The 17,288-nt window shown below is 47.9% G+C and carries 12 protein-coding genes; 4 read left to right on the top strand and 8 right to left on the bottom strand.

Annotation, left to right across the window (positions count from 1 at the left end):
* Window positions 1-1,866: 1,866 nt before the first annotated feature.
* The 3 genes from Y697_RS05190 to Y697_RS05180 form a co-directional block, all read right to left on the bottom strand.
* Window positions 1,867-2,784: a nucleotidyl transferase AbiEii/AbiGii toxin family protein gene (locus tag Y697_RS05190; RefSeq protein WP_121550619.1), complete on the bottom strand. Its 918-nt coding sequence runs from the start codon at window positions 2,782-2,784 to the stop codon at window positions 1,867-1,869.
* Entirely contained in the window at window positions 2,781-3,434 is a 654-nt protein-coding gene (locus tag Y697_RS05185; protein ID WP_259462328.1) for a hypothetical protein, read from the bottom strand. The genes Y697_RS05190 and Y697_RS05185 overlap by 4 nt, the downstream gene beginning before the upstream one ends.
* A 491-nt stretch (window positions 3,435-3,925) precedes the next feature.
* Window positions 3,926-5,290: an ATP-binding protein gene (locus Y697_RS05180; protein WP_259462327.1), complete on the bottom strand. Its 1,365-nt coding sequence runs from the start codon at window positions 5,288-5,290 to the stop codon at window positions 3,926-3,928.
* A gap of 141 nt (window positions 5,291-5,431) precedes the next feature.
* Between Y697_RS05180 and Y697_RS05175 the strand changes: the two genes are divergently transcribed.
* The 3 genes from Y697_RS05175 to Y697_RS05165 all read left to right on the top strand — a co-directional run bounded on the left by Y697_RS05175 (window position 5,432) and on the right by Y697_RS05165 (window position 6,885).
* Entirely contained in the window at window positions 5,432-5,650 is a 219-nt protein-coding gene (locus Y697_RS05175) for a hypothetical protein (RefSeq protein WP_121550616.1), read from the top strand.
* Between the two features lie 558 nt (window positions 5,651-6,208).
* Complete coding sequence (locus Y697_RS05170) at window positions 6,209-6,490, top strand: type II toxin-antitoxin system Phd/YefM family antitoxin (RefSeq protein ID WP_014730837.1); 282 nt, start codon at window positions 6,209-6,211, stop codon at window positions 6,488-6,490.
* Entirely contained in the window at window positions 6,487-6,885 is a 399-nt protein-coding gene (locus Y697_RS05165; RefSeq protein ID WP_121550615.1) for a putative toxin-antitoxin system toxin component, PIN family, read from the top strand. The genes Y697_RS05170 and Y697_RS05165 overlap by 4 nt, the downstream gene beginning before the upstream one ends.
* Window positions 6,886-7,859: 974 nt before the next feature.
* Here the strand turns inward: Y697_RS05165 and Y697_RS05160 are convergent.
* The 5 genes from Y697_RS05160 to Y697_RS05130 all read right to left on the bottom strand — a co-directional run bounded on the left by Y697_RS05160 (window position 7,860) and on the right by Y697_RS05130 (window position 15,284).
* Window positions 7,860-9,734, bottom strand: a complete 1,875-nt coding sequence (locus tag Y697_RS05160; RefSeq protein ID WP_121550614.1) for an ABC transporter ATP-binding protein — start codon at window positions 9,732-9,734, stop codon at window positions 7,860-7,862.
* A complete protein-coding gene (locus Y697_RS05155) occupies window positions 9,731-11,956 on the bottom strand; it encodes an ABC transporter ATP-binding protein (protein WP_121550613.1) in 2,226 nt (741 codons plus the stop codon). The genes Y697_RS05160 and Y697_RS05155 overlap by 4 nt, the downstream gene beginning before the upstream one ends.
* The gene (locus Y697_RS05150; protein ID WP_121550612.1) at window positions 11,950-12,417 is read right to left on the bottom strand and encodes a MarR family winged helix-turn-helix transcriptional regulator; all 468 of its coding nucleotides are present in this window, start codon (window positions 12,415-12,417) and stop codon (window positions 11,950-11,952) included. Before Y697_RS05150 ends, Y697_RS05155 begins: the two co-directional genes overlap by 7 nt.
* Before the next feature lie 2,236 nt (window positions 12,418-14,653).
* Window positions 14,654-15,046, bottom strand: a complete 393-nt coding sequence (locus Y697_RS05135) for a DUF6516 family protein (RefSeq protein WP_121550609.1) — start codon at window positions 15,044-15,046, stop codon at window positions 14,654-14,656.
* Window positions 15,021-15,284 (bottom strand): hypothetical protein, encoded by a 264-nt coding sequence (locus Y697_RS05130; RefSeq protein ID WP_110990354.1) that lies wholly within the window; start codon window positions 15,282-15,284, stop codon window positions 15,021-15,023. The genes Y697_RS05135 and Y697_RS05130 overlap by 26 nt, the downstream gene beginning before the upstream one ends.
* A 956-nt stretch (window positions 15,285-16,240) precedes the next feature.
* On the opposite strand from Y697_RS05130, the gene Y697_RS05120 reads away from it, so the two are divergent.
* A complete protein-coding gene (locus tag Y697_RS05120; RefSeq protein ID WP_121550607.1) occupies window positions 16,241-16,645 on the top strand; it encodes a hypothetical protein in 405 nt (134 codons plus the stop codon).
* Window positions 16,646-17,288 lie beyond the last annotated feature (643 nt).

Below are 17,288 nucleotides of genomic sequence, written 5' to 3'. Positions count from 1 at the left end.
TGAGTGTCACTGAGCATTTGCTCAAGAATTTGCATACTCTTGCAGGTCCGTGAAACACCGAAACGGCGAGGGTTAATTCAAGAAGTGAGGCTGCTTCGCAAGGAGCCTCTCAGGTCAACCGTCATCAGTTCTCCGTCCTCCGACAAGAATTGCTAGACGCAAGGCCGTGAAGTACATCCCGGGACGCAGCGCTGGCGAAGAACCTTTGTAGAAGTGAGGCTCGCTGACGAGAGGAAGTGATGCCCGCAGGATCATCCGGGGAAGTGAGGCCGACTGCGTCGGGAAGTGATGCTGGCGCTTACGCACCAGGAGGCAAAATAGAGCCAGTCTGCTGACGCAAGCCAGTCACCTTCAGTACCGCTTTGCGGGCACAAGAGAGAATGTATCGAGAAAAAGCACGATGAGACTCTCGCTCCGCTCGCGAGAAGAAGAGAATTGATAATCTTGACCGTCGACGGTCCACGTCGTCCGAGGACGTTGTAGAAAGCGTCAAGATCCGTCACGAACTTGTTTCGCTATCTGGATCATATGGGAAAATAGAACGTATTTTCGAGGCAGGGGTCTTTGACTTTAGGTCATCCTGCTCGCTTCTAAAAATAGGGACTCTATTATTCGAATAGACGTGGACAGACGTCAGGAGCTCGTCAGTCCCCTATTCGGTTCCCTTATCAGTACGCTTTTGGGCGAACAGCCGTTCGCCCCTACAAGAAGTGCATGATTCTGAATTGGATCACTGATCAAGAGGATCGACTACCGGCTCTTCACGTTATTCCTGTGCAGCATATCTTTTGCTGCGCTCGCTCGGAGTTTGGAGAATCGTTTACGGTGAACCTGCAAATGTCTCCCGCCAGAGGCGAAACGGATGGGGACGAACGTGGACAGACGTCAGGAGCGCGTCAGTCCCCTATTCGGTTCCCTTATCAGTACGCTTTTGGGCGAACAGCCGTTCGCCCCTACAAGAAGTGCATGATTCTGAATTGGATCACTGATCAAGAGGATCGACTACCGGCTCTTCACGTTCTTCCTGTGCAGCATATCTTTTGCTCCTCTCGCTCGCTCGGAGTTTGGAGAATCGTTTACAGTGAACCTGCAAATGTCTCCCGCCGGAGGCGGAACGGACGGGGACGAACGTGGACAGACGTCAGGAGCCCGTCAGTACCCTATTCGAAATGCTACGAGATGACAATGCCAGATGATTGTGCAGTTCTCTCGTAGGGGCGGATAGCCGTTCGCCCCTACAAGAAGTGCATGATTCTTAATTGGATCACTGATCAAGAGGATCGACTACCGGCTCTTCACGTTCTTCCTGTGCAGCATATCTTTTGCTCCTCTCGCTCGGGCGGAGTGGGGAGAATCGTTTACGGTGAACCTGCAAATGTCTCCCGCCGGAGGCGGAACGGACGGGGACAGATGTCAGGAGTTCGTTAGTCTTCCATTCGAAATGCTACGGGATGACAATTTCAGATGATTGTGCAGTTCTCTTGTAGGGGCGAACGGCCGTTCGCCCGAAAAAGGTCCTGGTTGGAATTTCTGCCTTTTACGCGAAAAATGTGACAGACCGTAGGAGCATTTGGGAGCCAGTCTGCTGACGCAGGCCAGTCAGGCTCCGCCTGGCCAGGCTCGCTATCCGTGCCATGTTTTCAAGACCAGATCCCGTGCAGACCCATCACGGGATGACAAACTGAGGCATTTCAGGGCAGGCTCTACGGATTGACAGAAGAGGGTGGATTTAGGCACATTTAATACGGAATGAAAGCATATCAAGTCATCCTGGCATGCTTGTGGCCAGGATCTCGATTCATGGCGCGAAAAACAGACGTGAAGAGCGAAAAGATCTTGGTTTTCTTACCTCTAAACTCTAACCTCTTACCTCTGTCCCACTCGTCGGAACTTCCAGCTTAGGTCATCAGGCTCCCAGTACGAGGCGAAGATCTCATCTCTCTGTAAGGCTTCAAGTACAGGGATTAGGAAGCTCTTGATTTGGCTCATAACTTCCTCAAGAGATGTATCGAACGTAATGTTTTTCTTTTTAGCGAAGGCTGCCCATCTTCTCTTATGGAGTGAATCGGAAATGAATTGCTTCTCGAATGCGACGATCTCTTCCATCGGTGTGCCACGATTTCTAAATGTCTCCCCAATTGCGGCTTGCAGTGTTGTGCCATTGAAATGAAAGAATCTGGACAGCAAAAAGATGTCGTAGAAGTCTTTGTAGCGACTGGTCAGGAAACCCAGCGAGGCTATCGCTTCAAGTTTTTCTGCGATAACCGATTCTTTTGAGTATGCGAAGACCACCGGCTCCGGATCATTCAGCAGTACCGGGAACTCCATCTGAACCCTCTCGGGTGTTATACAGTCGCCAAATCCGACATCGACGGTTACGGATAATCTTGTTCGCTCTATGTAGGCCGTAATGGTTATTCGAGTACCGGGGTATTGTTTTGCATCTGCAATGGTGCGTAGGTTCATGCTTTCCAGATCGAAACGCATCCCATCGTCGGTATCTACCGAGAAGATATCATGGAAAACCTTCTCGAGAGATTCCTTTTCGTTGCTGATCCTCTGCCCCAACAGATCTATATCGGTTGTTGATCGCGGGAACCGCCCTTCAAATAGCGCATAAAGAAAGATCCCGCCTTTCAATGTGAATTTGTCTTTGTGGGGAGAGAGGGATAATCTGTAGATGGTTCGTTCAAGCGCATAGATTTGCAGTAGATCCTGATAACTCCGGCCTTGCTTCCGGGCCAGATTTCTCAGTCTGGCTTTTACAGATGCTGCCTTGTTCATAGCAACACCTCCAGATAGGTTCTTAGTATCTTTGAACTGCCGAGTTCCTTGGCATATCTGTATAGTCCGTTCAGGTTTCTATCTTTTTTTGCGAGATACTGAACAAGCACTTCCTTTGCGACTTCAATTCCGAGTCTTTCCCGATATTGCAGGATGTCGATCACTGTCTTTTCCGGATCATAAATGGAGAACTGATTCGAGTCTTCGCGAATAGTCACGATTCCGGTATTGTATCGAATTTTGCTGTAATAGTAAAGTTGAATCTGAGGCCACTCTGGCATCGTATAAATCTTGTCGCTCCTGGAAATCGCCACGTCTATTGCTGTGGAACGCTCTGTGGTAAGCTGCCAGTAGATTGCCGAGCTAATCAGGCAGATCACACCCCTTGGCACATAAGCATTGACATAGTAAAAGTCCGATTCATCTCCCTCGTAGATTAGATTTTCATAGCTTTTGCGCGTCAGTTTCTTGAGGATATTCTCCTCGATAAGCTTCTTGATACGATAGAAGCTATATCCCATTTCTTTGAGTTCATCTATTCTAATAATCTTCTTATGAGGTAGTTGGTGCCTTGTTGAGTCCAATAATCTCACCTCTTTATCAACACTTTCAACGAACACCTGCATAATTACGTATATGCAGATGTTCATTAAAATTGTATCATGAATTGCAGTGATTTAGTTGCAGAGCGAAGAGCCGTCCTTCGTACTTCGTCCCGGAGCATGGACCCGTCCTTGGAGAACAAGAGCAAAAGAGCTGTTCTTCGTTCCGACACTTCGTGTACAGGTTGTTGGTCAAGAAGCATGAGAGAAAAGAGAGAGGGAGAGACGGATGAGAATGGGAGAGATCCCGTGCAGGTTCATCACGAGATGACAATTTTAGATGATTGTGCAGTTCTCTTGTAGGGGCGAACGGCCGTTCGCCCGAAAAAGGTTCTGGTTGTATGCGAAAAAGGGACGCTAGGAGAATCGTCAGTGTCTATTTTCGCTGATGTCCTCTCGTGAGCGCAGCGAATTCTCGGATATCCTCATTCTCGGCTCTTGTAAGCGTTAAGCGACCAGCGAAGAGCGGCTCTTTGATTGGGTACAGACATTAGAGAATTTGTCAGTTCTCATTTTTTCCGAGGGTAATCCCGGAAGACTTACTGTCCAGTAATCGCGAGGAAGATGTAAAGAGGCAGTATTTTTATATCTCCCGAAAGATCAAGAGTATGCTTGGAAAGGATGATTCCCTTCTTGAAGTGTCTTTTTATGGTCGAGAGATCCTGCGAGGTTATTGTGTTCTGATACTTTAGCTCGATCGGAACGTGATTTACTAGCAAGTCGATTTCTTTCCCTTCCTTTGAGTACCAGTAACCGACGTCAGTAATCGAATCAAGTCCATTGTCAAGGTTCTTTCCAAAAGCGAATGCGCAGTTTGTCGTCATTATGTTCTCCAGTATTGCGCTTCTCTCAAGCTGAAGACCAAGCTTTTGCGAGACTACATCTGAGATCAGTCTGTCGCAGTAATATATCTTCTTCTGTTTCTTTTCTGAAGGTAGATGTGTTTTTTGATCCATGTGCTTGAGGGTAAGGAGTAAGTAGTCGATTCGCAGTACTTCAACGTATTTTTGAAATGTCTTTGTGTCTATTTCCGTCTCGGTTGCCGCACTGTTCCAGGAGAACCTTGATGAAAGTCTGGTCGAGACATAGGTAAGTATCTGGATGAGCTTCGCTCTTGAAAGACCATACCTCTCTATGTTTCCTATCAGGATCTCCCAAAAAGTGCTTATTAGGGGCTCGCGACTTTCACCTTTTGCATAAGCTTCAACTGCCGAGGGAAATCCTCCAGAAGATATATAGTTGAAGAATTCAGTTTTAAGAATTTCGTTCTTAATGAGCAGTTCAAAGGCGTCTGCCGGGACCATTTTTAGAATGTCCTCGGGTTGACATTTCGGAAGTCCCTCAACTTTCTTGCAGCTCAGGTACTCTCTGAAAGTCAACGGAAGAAGTAGAATATCTCCCCCGCTTTGGCCTTTTCTACCTGGAAGCCTTTCAGATGATCTCTTTAAGTCAATTGCAGAGGAGCCAGATAATGCAAAGAAGTCATTGCCCATCTCTGTATTGTCTCGGACCTCTTTAATAGCGCGTTGCCACTGATCGACCATCGTGATTTCATCAATGAATATATATCGTTTTTTCTCGTTTCTAGTGAATTGAAGATATTGAATCAAAAGGCTTCTGAGCTCATCCGCTTTGGATATTGTATCAAGCGGGAGATAGAGCACTGAGCGTCTTTCTCCTGATTTCAGGAGGTTTGCAATAGTAAACTTCAGCAGAGTAGACTTTCCAATCTGACGCGGGCCCCTGACGATGTACAGGTTATTTCCACTAAGATCAAAAAAACCATTGTAGTCTCTCTTGAATGAGCTACTCTCGTACTTGCCAACTAGATGGAAAGCGAAGTCTGTATTCTTGCTTTTTTCGTCCCACCATGGATTGTAAAATGCAACTGTCGAAAAATCCATTTTCATCACCAGGTAAATGATACCACTTTGATTGCTTTTTATGGATTACCGATCCATAGAATATCCCTATTATGTGGGTCAAGCCTCCGTGATAAGGAGGTCGTTTGGAATCCGTAGGAAATGATGTAAGAGGCCAGAGTCATGCGCGCCTTCAAGGACTCCACTTTCACGAAAGAGCGAGAAGAGGAGAGAGAAAGAGAGGACGAGACTGAAGAGATGAGATCCCGTATAGGAGCACTACGGGATGACTATCTGAGTGGATTCAGGGCAAAAATTAGCCAGTCTGCTAACGCAAGCCAGTCACCTTCGGTGGCCAGTCTCGCCTACGGCGAGGCCAGTTCCGACTGCGCGGTCAGATGAGATCCCGTGCAGAACCATCACGGGATGACTGTCTTACTACCTTCGCGTCATCCTGGCACGGTTCTGGCCAGGATCTCGGTTTTACGCGAAAAACGAGACAGACGCTTAGATCTCGTCAGTCCCTATTTTCGCTTACAGTGGTCAACGGGTTTCTGTTTCTAAGAGTATACCGGTTTCTGAATGTTAGATCCCGTGCAAAAGCATCACGGGATGACAAACTGAGGCTTCAGGGCAGGCTTTACGCGATGACAATTTCAGATGATTGTGCAGTTCTCTTGTAGGGGCGAACGGCTGTTCGCCCGAAAAAGGTCTTAGTTGTACGCGAAAAATGGGACGCTAGGAGAATCGTCAGTGTCTATTTTCGCTGATGTCCTCTCGTGAGCGCAGCGAGCGTCTCGTCAATTCTCTTTCTCGATGTTCAGAACGTTGAGCAGGCCTTTGTTGCTCTAGGAGGACTATCTGACGATATTAGGTAAGTGAAAGAAGAGGAACCAGTGGCGTTCGAATGTTATAATGTATGATTAATTGTATGATATATTTGTACACGAGGTGGTCATCATGAAATATATCGCAACTCGAGATTTGAGAAGCAATCCCTCAGCAGTGTGGGAAACGCTCGATGAGGGATCCGAGGTTATCGTAACAGTTAATGGCAAGCCCAAAGCAATAATGATAAGAGCTGACGAGGATCTGGACTTCTTGATGAAGGCGATTTCGCGGGCAAAGGCGGAGCTCGCAGTTGAGCGGATGCGACTTCAGTCTTTGAAGCTAGGTCTTAATAGCCTATCTGCAGAGGAAATTGATAGGGAGATAACGGAGAGCAGACAAGAAGACCGATGAGAATAGTGCTTGACACGAATGTGCTTGTCTCTGCGCTTATCAATCCATACGGTAAGCCTGCTGCTGTATTGAATACAATCCTTTCTAGGTCCGTCGTTCCCTGTTATGATGCAAGAATAATCGATGAATATGAGAGAGTTTTACGTAGACCCAGGTTTCAATTCTCGAACGATGATATCCGCTCGCTCTTGGACTTCTTTCTCAGGGAAGGTTCTTTTGTGAGCCCTGAGCCTGTCTTTATAAAACTTCCTGATTTATATGATTTACCTTTTGTCGAAGTTGCGCGGGCCTCCGATGCTCCTATCGTTACCGGGAATGCAAAGCATTTTCCCGAGGATTTGGCGAAAGTGATGAGTCCCGCAATGTTAGTGGGCGCTATTCACAAAAGAGATTAGAAGCATCAAGAGGGTATGCGTCTATCATCTCAACAGGCTATGAGAGTGTTATCGTAATTTCAAGTTCTGAACGCTCACTTCAGATCCGTTTGCATCGATAGATGGCGACTCCATTATTTGCATTCCAGTAATGTGGTTCTTCGTTGCGGAGGGTAAAGAGCCGTCCTTCGTACTTCGTCCAAGAGCAAGGACCTGTCCTTGGAAGAGCGTTAAGAGCGGTTCTCCGTCATCTGTGCCCCGTTCCCCGCCGAACGTTCCGGGTCTGGGGTTGTGGGGTCTAGGGTCTCGCAAGATCGAGATCCCGTACAGGAGCACTACGGGATGACGGCATGGGGGAATTATGGGATGACAACATCGCTTAAGGTCATCCTGGCACGTTTCTGGCCAGGATCTCGGTTTTCCGCGAAAAATGGGACAGACCATAGGAACCGGTCAGTCCCTATTTTCGCTCTCGTCTTCTCGTGAGCGAAGCGAATTCTCGTTAATGCTCTTTTTAGGCTCTTCCCAGCGTTCAGCGGGTTCACGTTCTTTATCGTACAGCGGCTCCTAGATGCGAGATACTGTGCAGACCCCCCAAACAGGATCCCTGAACAGGAGATTTTCAGGGCAGGCGCTACGAGATGACAATTTCAGACGATTATGCGACTCTTTTGTAGGGGCGAACGGCTGTTCGCCCGAAAAAGGTGGTTGGAATCTCTGCCCTTTACGCGAAAAAAAGGACATAACGTACAACGGCTTTCAAGAGAACACTCCCCACCGCAAGCGGTCCCCCCCGCTCAAGCGGGGATTTAAGATCAAGAGCATTAAGAGCTGTTATCCTTGATCCGTCAAACGTTCTCCGAGATAGAAAGTTCAAGCGGTTCTTCCATAGGTAGGAACTTTGTTCTTGGTTCAGAAGAGCGAAGCACTGCAGAGATAGAAAAAGGCGGGCTGCGGCCCGCCGGGTTTGTTCGATATTATGATTTCTTTCTTGCTTATACAGCCTCTACGAAGTCGCTTTCGAACTGGCTGGTGTAAAGATCTGCGTAGAAACCTCCACGTGCGAGCAGTTCTTCGTGGCCTCCCTGTTCGACGATGTCGCCTTCGTTCATGACGAGTATAAGGTCGGCGTCTCTTATTGTCGAAAGCCTGTGGGCAATGATGAAGCTGGTTCTGTTCTTCATGAGGTTTTTCATGGCCTGCTGGATAAGGGCTTCCGTTCTTGTGTCGACTGAACTGGTTGCTTCGTCGAGTATTAGGACCTTCGGGTCTGCCAGAATCGCGCGGGCGATAGTTATCAGCTGCTTTTGGCCCTGGGAGATGTTGGTCTGCTCTTCGTTCAGCACGAGGTCGTAGCCGTCTGGAAGGGTGTGGATGAAGGAGTCGACGTGAGCAGCCTTAGCCGCTGCCAGTACTTCTTCATCTGTTGCATCGAGTCTTCCGTATCTTATGTTGTCCCAGATGCTTGCGTTGTAGAGCCAGGTATCCTGGAGAACCATCCCAAAGTTTTCTCTCAGGTCGTGCCGGGTGTAGTCTTTTATGTTATGCCCGTCCAGAAGTATTTCTCCGGAGTTGACATCGTAGAAGCGCATCAGGAGTTTAACTATCGTTGTCTTTCCAGCTCCCGTGGGCCCGACGATGGCAATGTTATGGCCCTTGTCAACTTCGCATGAGAAGTCTTTTATAATTATCTTCTCAGGGTCGTAGCCGAATCTGACGTTCTTAAATACGACGTGGCCGTGATGATCGACTCCTGTAACGGGGGTAGTGGTCTCGGTTATCTCCTCTTCCTCTTCGAGGAATTCGAAGACTCTCTCGGCTGCCGCTGCCGTCTGCTGGAAGACGTTCATGATGTTTGCGATCTGGGCGATAGGCTGAGTGAACGACCTCACGTACTGTATAAAGGCCTGGATGTCGCCAACCGTTATCATCTTTCTTACGGCGAACCAGCCGCCCATTATTGTTATGAGAACGTATCCAAGGTTGCCGACGAAGGTCATGATAGGCATCATCATGCCGGAGAGAAACTGTGATTTCCAGGCCGAGTCGTAAAGTTCGACGTTCAGTTTGTCGAAGGTTTCTATGCTCTTTTTCTCGCCATTGAAGGCTTTGACGACGACGTGGCCGCCGTACATCTCTTCTATGTGGCCGTTTACCTTGCCGAGATACTCTTGCTGCTTCTTGAAGTATCTCTGGGACATTTTAACCACAAAGGCGATTAGTCCCATAGAGACAGGCAGTATTAGCAAGGCTATAAGCGTGAGCTGCCAGCTTATCGAGAACATCATTATGATGACGCCGACGACGGTCGTGATGGACGTTATGATCTGGCTCAAACTCTGGTTCAGCGTTCTGCTTATGGTGTCGACATCGTTGGTTACCCTTGACAGGACATCGCCCTGGGAGCTCTTGTCAAAGTATTTCAGGGGAAGCCTGTTTATCTTCTGAGAGATTTCCTCTCTGAATTTGTATGTGACCTTCGCAGATATGCCCGACATTATCCATCCCTGGATATACATGAACAGTGCGCTGAGTACGTACAGCCCTAGAAGGATCAACATGGTTCTGGCGATCGAGTCGAAGTTTATTCCTTCGCCGGTTCCCGTAATTTTGGCCATTATTCCTTCGAAGACTTCCGTTGTCACCGTTCCAAGTATCTTCGGCCCTATGATGGAGAAGAGAGCGCCGGCTGCCGCGAAACATAGGACTATGATTATCAGGATCTGGTACTTCTTGAGGTACTGAACGAGTTTCTTCAGTGTTCCTCTGAAGTCTTTGGCTTTCTCTGCCCCGCTCATCATGCCGGGGCCCATCGGACCGCCGCCACGACCTTGAGGGCCTCTTGCCTTTTCTCTAGTATCCCTGCTCATGCTAACTCCGCCTCTGAAAGCTGTGATTGTGCGATTTCTCTGTATATCTGACAGCTTTTCATCAGGTCGCGGTGCTTGCCGATTCCGACGAGGTTGCCCTCATCCAAGACAAGTATTTGATCGGCGTTCTTTATCGTCGCAATTCTCTGGCCAACTATTATCATCGTGCTGTCTCCCGTTTCTCTTTTAAGTGTTCTTCTCAGCGCCGCGTCTGTCTTGAAGTCCAGGGCCGAGAAGCTGTCGTCGAAGAGTAGTATCTTGGGTTTTTTCAGAAGCGCTCTGGCTATTGCAAGTCTCTGCTTCTGGCCTCCAGATACGTTTGTCCCACCCTGTGAAATCGGTGAGTTATACCCTTCTTCTTTCGTGTTTATGAATTCGACGGCCTGCGCAATCTCGGCTGCCCTTTCGATTTCTTCCTGAGAGGCTTTCTCATCGGCGTACTTAAGATTTGATTCTATCGTTCCGCTGAAGAGGACGCCCTTCTGAGGGACGTAGCCAATCTTGTCTCTCAGTTCATGCTGATTCACTTCGCGGATATCTATTCCGTCAACAAGCACCTGGCCGTCGCAGACGTCATAGAACCTTGGTATCATGTTCAGCAGCGTCGATTTACCCGAGCCGGTCGAGCCTATGATTGCAGTCGTCTGCCCTGGAAGGGCCGTGAAACTTATGTTGTCAAGAATGTTTTTCTCGGCTCCGGGGAAGCGGTAGCAGACGTTTCTAAATTCGACACTCCCTTTGAAATCACTGTCGAACTTCTTCGGATTCTTGGGGTCTTTTATCTGTGGGTCGACCTCGAGGATTTCTGAGACTCTCGCTCCAGAAACGGAGGCCCTTGGAATCATGATGAACGTCATTGTCAACATGAGAAAGGCGAAGATGATCAACATGGCGTACTGGATGTAGGCCATCATGTCTCCGACCTGCATGGTCGAGGCCTCTATTTGGTGGGCGCCAACCCAGACGACGAGAAGCATTGTTCCGTTCATGACAAACATTATCGCCGGCATCATCACTACCATCACCCGGTTTACGAAGAGGTCCGTTCTTGTAAAGTCCTTGTTTGCTGAGTCGAATCTCCCTTCTTCAAACTTCTGGGTGTTGAAGGCCCTTACGACCATGAGACCGGAGAGGTGTTCCCTTGTAACGAGATTGAGCCTGTCGATAAGCTTCTGCATCTTCTTGAATTTCGGAAGGGCTATGGCGAACACGATCCCCACAAGGCCTAGCATAATAATGACAGCGAGGGCGATGATCCATGACATGGAGGTGCTCTTCTCGAGAGCCCTGATCACTCCTCCGACTCCTATGATTGGAGCGTAGAATACCATTCTAATTATGAGAACAATGACGAGCTGTATCTGGGTTATATCGTTTGAAGTTCTTGTTATGAGCGAAGCCGTAGAGAATCTCGCAAATTCAGAGTTCGAGAAATTCTCGACCTTTTCGAAAACATCTCTTCTCATCGATCTGGCCGATGCGGCCGCTATCTTCGAGGCAATGAAGGCGACCATGATGGTACACAGCGCGCTAAGCAGGGTCACGAGAACCATTATGAGACCGGTGCTGAGCACGTAGCGGCTCTGCAGCTTTTCTGTGTCTATGCCAAGTTCTCCGTAGATTTCCTTTACAGCAAGCGCGCCCGACTGGTTGACTATGTTCTCACCCATGACTTCGACCATGCTGTCGACTTGATTTAGCATTTCGAGCCTCTGGGCTTCAGGCATTAGTCTCATAAGTAAGAAGACGTTTGCCCCCTCGGGGATGTTGAAGCCCTCCGGAGGCGTGAAGTTACCGTTTGTCCCTGCCGTGCCGCTCTTGACTCCAGAATAGGCCATTAGGGCCTTTCCAAGAATTAAGTTAAGACTTGGGCGATCTTCAATCTCTCCGGATTTCAGGACGTAGACATCTTTGTTCTCCAGCGCAGGGTACTTCTCGAGGTTTTCTTCGTAATTGGCCGAGTCTTTGTTGATCAGTTCGTAATAGCTCAGGACTTCTTGCTTCTCTTCTCCACTCATGAAAAGAGAGACGTTATCCAAAGCTTCTTTGCTTATTGCCTCGGGAATAGCGTCTTCGATACCTCCCTGCTGAATGCCGACGTTTACGATATTCGACATGTAGTCTGGAAGGGCCAATTCCGTCATGGCCTGTACGAAGAGCAGCGCCACCGCGATAACTATGAAGACAGTGTAGGGTTTAAGGTACCTGATTAGTTTTAGCATCTGCTTTGTCCACTTTCTTTGGGTTCTTGCGATGCTTGGAGTATCTTCTCCAGCTTCTCGAGCCCTTGAATTATGGAATCTAGGTCTTCCTCTGTTATAGTTGACAACGCTCTTCGCATCTTTTGCGCAAAGGCATTGAGGTGTTTCCTTACAGGTTGGCGATACTCGTCCGCAAGACTAATCATCACGATTCGCCTGTCCTCTTCGCTTCGTTTTCTTTGGACGATCTTCTTCTCGACTAGTCTGTCGATTATTCCAGAAACCGTGCTATTTGAAAGATCGAGTTCTTTACTTATATCGCTTACCTTCATATCGCCATATTGGTTCAGTACTCTCATTACAAGGATCTGTGACTGCGTCACGTCCATCTTCTTGAAATCCCTTTCGAAGCTCTGCTTCATAAGCGACATGATCCTCCGGATCGCTGTCAGCATTTCTTCTATTCTAGAGCTCTCTTCCAATAGAACCACCTTCTTCAAAAATTCTTGGCACTTTCGCACTCGAATACTTAAACTCCGAATATTTCGCATACGAACTATATTGTACAGCAATTAGCACGAAGTGTCGAGACGGTAAGAACATTCTCCGGCAGTTGAAGCTTCGGGATTTATCGCGGGTTTAGGGTCTTGGGTCTGGCAAGAACAGAAGTGATGCTGCTATAGAACATAAGACGCAAGGCGCCGAAAAGCATCGGCGGTCGCAATGCACTGAGGAGCATCAGTGGACGCAAGGCTGGCGAAGAACCTTTGTAGAAGTGAGGCTCGCTAGCGCGAGGAAGTGATGCCCGGAGGATCATCAGGGGAAGTGAGGCCGACTTCGTCGGGAAGTGATGCTTGCGCTTACGCGCCAGGAGGCAAAATGTGCCAGTCTGCTAACGCAGGCCAGTTACCTTCAGTACCGCTTTGCGGGGAAAGATCCTCACTGCCAGTCTGCTGACGCAGGCCAGTCACCTTCAGTACCGCTCTGCGGGCACAAGATAGAATGTATCGAGAAAGAGCACGATGAGACTCTCGATCCGCTCGCGAGAAAAAGAGAATTGATAATCTTGACCGTCGACGGTCCACGTCGTCCGAGGTCGTTGTAGAAAGCGTCAAGATCCGTCACGAACTTGTTTCGCTATCAGGATCATATGGGAAAATAGAACGTGTTTTCGAGGCAGGGGACTTTGACTTCAGGTCATCCGGCTCGCTTCTAAAAATAGGGACTCTATTATTCGAATAGACATGGACAGACGTCAGGAGCTCGTCAGTCCCCTATTCGGTTCCCTTATCAGTACTCTTTTGGGCGAACAGCCGTTCGCCCCTACAGAAAGAAATCGACACACTATTCTATAATACTGCTGCACGATCAAGATGAAGACCCTTATCGCTGGTGGAACCGCTTGTTTGAAACGCTGTAGGCTAATCGCTCAGAAAAACAATAACAAGTGCATGATTCTTAATTGGATCACTGATCAAGAGGATCGACTACCGGCTCTTCACGTTCTTCCTGTGCAGCATATCTTTTGCTCCGCTCGCTCGGAGTTTGGAGAATCGTTTACAGTGAACCTGCAAATGTCTCCCGCCCGAGGCGAAACGGACCGGGACAGAAATCAGGAGCCCGTCAGTCCCGAATTCGAAATGCTACGGGATGATAATGTCAGACGATTATGCGATTCTTTTGTAGGAGCGAACGGCTGTTCGCCCGAAAAAGGTCCTGATTGGAATATCTGCCTTTTACGGGAAAAATGTGACAGACCGTAGGAGCATTTGGGAGCCAGTCTGCGGACGCAGGCCAGTCACCTTCAGTACCGCTTTGAGGGCACAAGAGAGAATGTATCGAGAAAGAGCACGATGAGACTCTCGCTCTGCTCGCGAGAAGAAGAGAATTGATAATCTTGACCGTCGACGGTCCACGTCGTCCGAGGTCGTTGTAGAAAGCGTCAAGATCCGTCACGAACTTGTTTCGCTATCAGCATCATATGGGAACACATTGACCGTCAACGGTAAACCGTTCTCTCAATTGAGGTAAATACCAATTCAAGTTTCGTAAAGGTCGCACGGTTTGAGGCGTGCTTCAGAGCGCACACTCCCCACTGCAAGCGGTCCCCCCCGCTCAAGCGGGGATTTAAGATCTAGAGCATAGGAACGGTTATTAGTTCAACGCTACGCGTCCAGGTTACTGGTTAAGGGACACGCGAGAATAAGAGAGATCGCGAGAGGGACAAGAAGAATGAGATCCCGTGCAAGATCCATGAACAGGACCCCAAACAGAACCATTTTGAGGCAGGCTTCAGGGCAGGCTCTTGCTTCATGTCATCCTGCCATGCTTCTGGCCAGGATCTGGGCTTGGGTCTTGCCAAAGGATGGCTCTTCACAGCGTTTAGCGATCAGCGAAGAGCGGCCCTTTGATGCGAGATCCCGTGCAAAAGCATCACGGGATGACAACGTTTGACAATTCCGAAAACGTCTCAATCCGTCATGCTGAACTTGTTTCAGCATCTCGATCTTCTAAAGGTAGAGAAAAGAACAGAAAGGAAAAGATCCCGTCCAGACCCCCCCAACAGCAACATTTTGGGGCAGGCTCATTGGGGTAGGCTCAAGGATGAGATCGAGTGTATGAGTTTAATCAGTCTGCTTGAAAGTTCGTCTCTTTGGGTAATTTGATGATTAATTTGCTTCAACAGTAGTTATTCCGATAAGTCGATTCTAAGGTTTCTTAGCGAAGTTTCCGAATTTCGCGAATGATAATTTCCGGTGCCAGTTCTTCTCTGTTTGTCAGCAAGCTTTCGATCCATGCCAATATCGTTACAGGATCAGAGCATTCAGAAGGAAAAACGTTTTGGTTAAAGTGAACATGATGCGGATGAGTTCTAATGCTTTTGTGATGGGGCGAGTTATCCCACCGTATCTCAGTCTGAGTGTCTATAATCCAATGTAAAGAATATTTTCTCTGTTTGGCGTTCACAAATTCCCTTATATAGACCTTTGATGAGTTCTTGAGAAGGATTTCGAGTTTAATGTATGCAAATTCCGTACCGGTCTTGAAGTCATGAATCTTGAAGTCCTGAACGAGTAAGGATTTTTCAACGAACTTCAATATCTTCTGCATTTATTCTCTCCATCAGCGAGCTTACTTCTGAAAGAGCAGACTGGCATGCTTCCCATTCAATTAAGTCATCCCACATTTCATAGTTTTCGTCAGAATCATTAACAAGGCTTCTAAACTCTTCTAGTGAACAATCGTACCTTCGCTCTAGCCTTGCTGACTGTTCCCGCAAAAGATTCATCTGATACAAGAGATCCAGCTTCTTGAAAGCAAGTAATTCTTCCTTGGAGACTATAATCATGTCTGTCCCCCCTTCCATAATTGATCAGAGTATCTACCAAATTATAGCATCCGCTGCTTCCAAAGGATTCTTCTGAAGCTAAAAGCATTCATGCTTTGAAAGCGAATTCTCGATTTAGGAAAACGAAGAATGGCCTTTGTCGGCGCCACTTCCTTTGGGTCAAGGTATAACCTGAGGCAGAAGATACATGAATAGAAAATGTCATCGCCCTCTCGAAGTAATCTTGCGTTATCAGGTCAAACACTCTGTCAATGCCGCGAAAATGCGAACAGCTGCAAGTTCCAAGGTGCAAGTTGAATAAGAAAATGGTTGTCCGTTATCGGTTCTCCGTCCACTGAGGAGAAAAAACCTGTTCTTCGTTCTTGGTCAAAGTAAAAAAACAAGAGATTCTGAATCAAGTTCAGAATGACGAATTCTTTCGCTCAGCGCTCAGCGGGTCCTTGGTCTTAAGTGTAGAGCGTTTTCTTATGCGAGATTCCGTGCAGAACCCTGAACAGAGACCCCAAACAGGATCCCTGAACAGGACCTTTTCAGGGCAGGCTAAACGGGATGACAAAGTGAGTGGATTTGAGGGCATGCTCTAAGGGATGAAGATATAGGAGAATGGTGCAACCGTTGTCGATTATGTGTTGCAGAACTGTTCACTGTTCACTGCTCTTGATCTGGTTCTTAAATCCTCCCTTGAGAAAGGAGGAATGTGTAGCGGTGGAGTTCTTTTGAGGACAAGACGGTCCACCGCAAGTGAGATACGGTACCTAGATAATCATAACCGATGCCGAGAATGCTATAGTAATATTGCAGTTGTCGATTCTCTCTTTATGATGTGTCTGCTTTTGTGAATGGATAGAGATTTTTGATCTCCGAAAGCTGGTTTCGAAATTCAGTTCCTAGTGCATTGAGTCAATCTTGATGCTACCAAAATTGTGTCATCACTCTTATAGCGAGGTGTATCGATTGTGAAACGCGTAGCTTTTGTTGTCGTTATTGCAGTTGCAGTTGTGATTTTGTTCACTGGATGTCCATCAGTTGCCAAGACAAGAAGTCTTGTCGGTGCATGGAATCTTTCAGTCATAAGAAGTGAATCAGAAACGTTCACGGCCTTCATGCAGATTACCACTCACGAGAAGGGCAAGCTCGATGGTTATCTGGGGAACCACATCTACACTGCAAATTATGGCACAATTTCCGGTACGACTTCGAAGGACAACATCTCATTTCTCTATTCAAGCTACGAGGGCGGAGAAACGATTGAATTCACAGGCCGATTCGACTCAGATGGTATGACGGGCACCGCGACTGTTTGTATTAACAGCAGTTACAAGTCGGGACCTCATGACTGGACGGCGCAGAGAACTGAATAGCAGGAACGGGCAGATACTTGCCACGTAAAATGCGACACCATTATTTACTTTCAGTCAATGTGACAATACTTAAATGCCAGTCACTTTGGTGGAGAAGCTTCCGCCCCAGTGAAGGCTTCGCCTTCGCCAGTACCACTTCATGGAGCCAGTCTGCGGACGCAGGCCAGTCACCTTCAGTACCGCTTTGAGGGCACAAGAGAGAATGTATCGAGAAAGAGCACGATGAGACTCTCGCTCTGCTCGCGAGAAGAAGAGAATTGATAATCTTGACCGTCGACGGTCCACGTCGTCCGAGGTCGTTGTAGAAAGCGTCAAGATCCGTCACGAACTTGTTTCGCTATCAGCATCATATGGGAACACATTGACCGTCAACGGTAAACCGTTCTCTCAATTGAGGTAAATACCAATTCAAGTTTCGTAAAGGTCGCATGGTTTGAGGCGTGCTTCAGACGTGCGTAGGGTCAAGAAATGGCGCGGTGTAAGTACAGACCTTGTGAGGCCAGGCTGTTTACTCCCCTTTCGGGAGAGTGTCCCCCTCAAGCGGGTCATCTCATCCGTTTCCATCTCCTGCCACCTCAAACCGTACGTGCGGATCTCCCGCATACGGCTTTCCTGTGTGCTTAATCTCAAGGCTTATTTGACC

The organism is Mesotoga sp. BH458_6_3_2_1 (genome assembly GCF_003664995.1).
Lineage (GTDB): Bacteria > Thermotogota > Thermotogae > Petrotogales > Kosmotogaceae > Mesotoga.
This window is presented reverse-complemented; position numbering and strand designations above follow the sequence as displayed.

Bases quoted from the DNA above. Each gene is read 5' to 3' on its own strand.
- Y697_RS05135 (WP_121550609.1), bottom strand. From the start codon at position 15,046: ATGCAGAAGATATTGAAGTTCGTTGAAAAATCCTTACTCGTTCAGGAC.
- Y697_RS05190 (WP_121550619.1), bottom strand. From the start codon at position 2,784: ATGAACAAGGCAGCATCTGTAAAAGCCAGACTGAGAAATCTGGCCCGG.
- Y697_RS05175 (WP_121550616.1), top strand. From the start codon at position 5,432: ATGCGCGCCTTCAAGGACTCCACTTTCACGAAAGAGCGAGAAGAGGAG.
- Y697_RS05185 (WP_259462328.1), bottom strand. From the start codon at position 3,434: ATGAACATCTGCATATACGTAATTATGCAGGTGTTCGTTGAAAGTGTT.
- Y697_RS05180 (WP_259462327.1), bottom strand. From the start codon at position 5,290: ATGGATTTTTCGACAGTTGCATTTTACAATCCATGGTGGGACGAAAAA.
- Y697_RS05130 (WP_110990354.1), bottom strand. From the start codon at position 15,284: ATGATTATAGTCTCCAAGGAAGAATTACTTGCTTTCAAGAAGCTGGAT.
- Y697_RS05165 (WP_121550615.1), top strand. From the start codon at position 6,487: ATGAGAATAGTGCTTGACACGAATGTGCTTGTCTCTGCGCTTATCAAT.
- Y697_RS05155 (WP_121550613.1), bottom strand. From the start codon at position 11,956: ATGCTAAAACTAATCAGGTACCTTAAACCCTACACTGTCTTCATAGTT.
- Y697_RS05160 (WP_121550614.1), bottom strand. From the start codon at position 9,734: ATGAGCAGGGATACTAGAGAAAAGGCAAGAGGCCCTCAAGGTCGTGGC.
- Y697_RS05170 (WP_014730837.1), top strand. From the start codon at position 6,209: ATGAAATATATCGCAACTCGAGATTTGAGAAGCAATCCCTCAGCAGTG.